Source organism: Kitasatospora sp. NPDC091257 (assembly GCF_044757675.1).
GTDB lineage: Bacteria > Actinomycetota > Actinomycetes > Streptomycetales > Streptomycetaceae > Kitasatospora > Kitasatospora lactacystinica.
The window spans coordinates 1-3,605 of sequence record NZ_JBIVVI010000953.1 but is presented as its reverse complement, the minus strand read 5'-3'; the positions used below and the strand labels follow the sequence as shown (position 1 = coordinate 3,605).

2 protein-coding genes and 1 pseudogene are annotated in these 3,605 nt (G+C 74.6%); 2 read left to right on the top strand and 1 reads right to left on the bottom strand.

The window, feature by feature from the left end; translation table 11 throughout:
* Nucleotides 1–372: pseudogene (locus ACIQOV_RS32650) on the top strand (hypothetical protein); the annotation flags it as partial.
* 63 nt (nt 373–435) lie between these two features.
* Nucleotides 436–1,959: an FAD-binding protein gene (locus ACIQOV_RS32645; RefSeq protein ID WP_401054333.1), complete on the top strand. Its 1,524-nt coding sequence runs from the start codon at nt 436–438 to the stop codon at nt 1,957–1,959.
* Nucleotides 1,960–2,060: 101 nt separating this feature from the next.
* Here ACIQOV_RS32645 and ACIQOV_RS32640 read toward each other — a convergent pair whose 3' ends face one another.
* Nucleotides 2,061–3,578 (bottom strand): multicopper oxidase family protein, encoded by a 1,518-nt coding sequence (locus tag ACIQOV_RS32640; protein WP_401054332.1) that lies wholly within the window; start codon nt 3,576–3,578, stop codon nt 2,061–2,063.
* Nucleotides 3,579–3,605: the final 27 nt, after the last annotated feature.

Genomic DNA, 3,605 nt, shown 5'->3' with positions numbered 1-3,605 from the left:
GGACCACACGAACGACGAAGGGGGACGGGCGCGATGAGCGTGCACGAGGACATGGTGCTGAAGGCCCGGGTGCGGCTGCTGAGCCACAACGAGCGGATCCTGCGCGGCGAGGAGGGCCTGTGGGTGTACCGGGCGCTGTTCGCCGTCAGCCCGGCCGCCCACGCCTACAAGCTGGCGTTCGTACTGCGGGAGGCCGCCGAGGGGCCGCGGGTGGCCCACCTGCCCGAGGCGCGGCGGGCGCTGCTGGACGAGGCGCGGGCGGCGTGCGCGCACGTCCCCGCCCACGCCCCCGCCCATCAGGTGCGGATGTGGGAGTACCCGATGGCCGAGCTGCGGCGCATCGAGCAGCAGATCACCGGTGCGCGCCAGTAGGTGATCACCCGATAGTTGCGGTACAACAATCCCTATTTGACGACTGATCGGAGAAATTCTGATATGAGCAGGTCAGGACTGTCGCGCCGCGCCCTCCTCACCTCGGCCGGCGCCGGGGCCGTCACCGCCGTCATCGGCTGGAACACCGCCACCGCCGCCTGGGCCACCGAGGCCGACGCGGACACCGGCGCCGACACCGGCGCCGACATCGCCCGGCTGCCCGCCCTGGACGGCACGGTGACCCTGCGGGGCGAGGGCCTGGAGCGCTTCTCCGGCGACTTCGGACACCTCGTCACCGCCGCGCCCCGGGCGGTGCTGCGCCCCGGCTCGGTGCGCGACGTGCAGCAGCTGGTCGCCTTCGCCCGCCGCCACCGCATCCCGGTGGCCGTCAACGGGCAGAGCGGGGACCTCGCGCAGCTCGGCGAGGCCGCACTGGAGTCGCACTCCAGCTACGGCCAGGCCAACCCCCGCGGCGGCGTCGCCATCGACGCCCGCGGCCTGTCGAAGGTCGTCTCGGTGCGCCCGGGGCGCGCCGTGGTCGAGGCCGGGGCGACCTGGGCGCAGGTCACCGAGGCGGGCCTGGCCGCGGGCTGGGTGCCGCCGGTGCTCACCGACTACCTGCACCTGTCGGTGGGCGGCACGCTGAGCGTCGGCGGCATCGGCGGCGGCGTGCAGCGCCACGGCATGCAGGTCGACAACGTGCTGGAGCTGGACGTGGTGACCGGCACCGGAGAGCTGGTCACCGCCTCCCCCACCCGCAACCGCGAGCTGTTCGAGGCGGTGCTGGCCGGCGGCGGCCAGGTCGGCGTCATCGTGCGCGTCACCCTCGCCCTGGTGCGGGTGCCCGAGCGCGCCCACGTCTTCTCGCTGTACTACGACGACCTGGACGCCTACCTCGCCGACCAGGAGAAGGTGCTGGCCCGGCGCCGCTTCGACTTCCAGGTCGGCGACGTGGTGCGCAGCGCGGACGGTTCGCGCTGGCGCTACAAGGCGGAGCTGGTGGCGTTCGCGGACGCCGGGCAGGCGGTGGACCGGGCGGCGCTGCTGGCGGGGCTGGCGCCGGTGGAGACGGAGGTGGTGGAGCAGAGCTGGCGGGAGTACGCCTACCGGGTGGACGGCTTCTCGGGGTACCTGCGGGCGGCCGGGTTCTGGGCGCTGCCCAAGCCGTGGCTGAGCGTGTTCCTGCCGGCGTCCACGGCGCGGGCGTTCATGGCGCGGGCCGCCGAGGTGCTGACCGCCGCCGACCTGGGGGCGGGGCTGCTGCTGTTCTACCCGTACCTGCGCTCGAAGGTGAAGGCGCCGCTGGCGGTGCTGCCGGGGCGGGAGGAGGTGGGCTGGCACTTCGACCTGCTGGCCTTCCCGGGGCCGGGGTCGGACACGGCGGCGATGCTGGAGCGCAACCGGGTGCTGTACGACCTGGCGGTGGAGCTGGGCGGCAAGCGGTACCTGATCGGGGCGGTGCCGGGGATGACGCGCGCGGACTGGCAGCGCCACTACGGGGGGCTGTGGGAGCGGGTGGTGGCGGCCAAGCGGCGCTGGGACCCGGCGGGGATCCTCACCCCGGGGCAGGGCATCCACGCGTCCTGACGCGCCCTCGGGCCGCCCGCGTCACGGCGGGCGGCCCGGCGGGGGCCGGGTGGCAGGGTGGCCGGGTGGCAGGGTGGCCGGGTGATCGGGCTCTCGGGTGCTCAGGTGATCTCCATCTGGGCCATCATGCCCATCGCGGAGTGGTCCAGCAGGTGGCAGTGGTAGGGGTAGCGGCCGCGGTAGGAGTCGAAGGTGGCCTGCAGGCGCACGCTCTCGCCGGGCATCAGGCGCACGGTGTCCTTGAGGCCCGATTCCTCGGGGCCGGGGGCCCTGCCGTTGCGCTGGAGGACGCGGAACTGCACCAGGTGCAGGTGGAAGTTGTGCGGGATGTCGGTGTTGGCGTTGTGGACGGTCCAGATCTCCGAGGTGCCGAAGGCGACGGCGGCGTCCACCCGGGCCGGGTCGTACACCTTGCCGTCGATCAGGCCGCGCGGGGCGGCGCCGGCGCCGCCCTCCTCGACCTTGAGCACGACGGTGCGCTCGCGGGCCACCGGTCCCGGCGGCGGCAGGGTGCGCAGCCGGTCGGGGACGGCGGAGGGGTCGGGGGCGGGGCGGCCGACGTCGAAGCGCAGGACCTGGCCGATGTGTTCGGCGGGGCCCGGCGGCATGGAGTTGGTGAGCACGACGCTCGTGCCGGGGCGGTAGCGGGAGAAGTCGATGACGACGTCGGCGCGCTCGCCGGGCGAGAGGTCGACGGTGTCGGTGGTGTGGGGGCGTTCCAGCAGGCCGCCGTCGGAGCCGATCCAGGTGATGGGGCCGCCGTCGGCCAGGCGCAGGGAGAAGAAGCGCAGGTTGGAGGAGTTGAGCAGGCGGATGCGGTAGCGGCGGGCGGCGACGTCGACCTTGGGCCAGGGGCGGCCGTTGGCGAGGATGGTGGCGCGTCCGGCGGCGTCGTCCATGCGGTAGACGAGGTTGCCGGAGGCGTCGAAGCGGGCGTCGCGCAGCGCGATGGGCAGGTCGTAGCGGCCCGAGGGCAGTGGCAGGGCGGCCTCGGTGGCGTCGGTGAGCAGGTAGGTGCCGGCCAGTCCCCGGTAGACGTGCTCGGACTCCAGGTGGTGGGCGTGGTCGTGGAACCACAGGCTCGCGTGGGGCTGGTCGTTGGGGTAGGTGCAGGTGCGGGTGGCGCCGGCGTTCAGCAGGTTCATCGGGCCGCCGTCGCTGTCGACGGGGACGGAGGAGCCGTGCAGGTGGACGGAGACCGGGTCGTCCAGCAGGTTGGTCTGGCGCACGATCACCGGCCGTCCGGAGCGGGCGCGGATGACGGGCCCGGGGAAGGCGCCGTTGTAGGTGAGGACGTCGGTGCGGTGCCCGGGCAGGATGCGGGCGAAGGAGCGCAGCATGGTCACCGCGTAGGTGTCGGCGCCGCCGTCGGTGGAGACGGGGCTGAGCACCGGGGGCAGCGGCAGGGCGGTGGTGAACTTCGGGGCGAGCGCGGGGCCGGCGTCGGGGCCCGGGTCGGGGGCGGTGGCGCCCGCCGGGTGGGCGTGCCCCGCGTCCTGCGCGGCGGCGGAGGCGGAGGAAGCGGCGGCGGAGGCGGCCGGGTGCTGGGTGGTGCGCACGAGCAGGACTCCTCCCCCGGTCGCCAGGGCGGCGCCGATCATCCTGCGTCTGGTCACCATCGCGTCTCTCCTCCCGGGTGGGCTCCC

Coding starts and splice junctions, on each gene's coding strand:
- ACIQOV_RS32645 (WP_401054333.1), top strand. CDS start 436: ATGAGCAGGTCAGGACTGTCGCGCCGCGCCCTCCTCACCTCGGCCGGC.
- ACIQOV_RS32640 (WP_401054332.1), bottom strand. CDS start 3,578: ATGGTGACCAGACGCAGGATGATCGGCGCCGCCCTGGCGACCGGGGGA.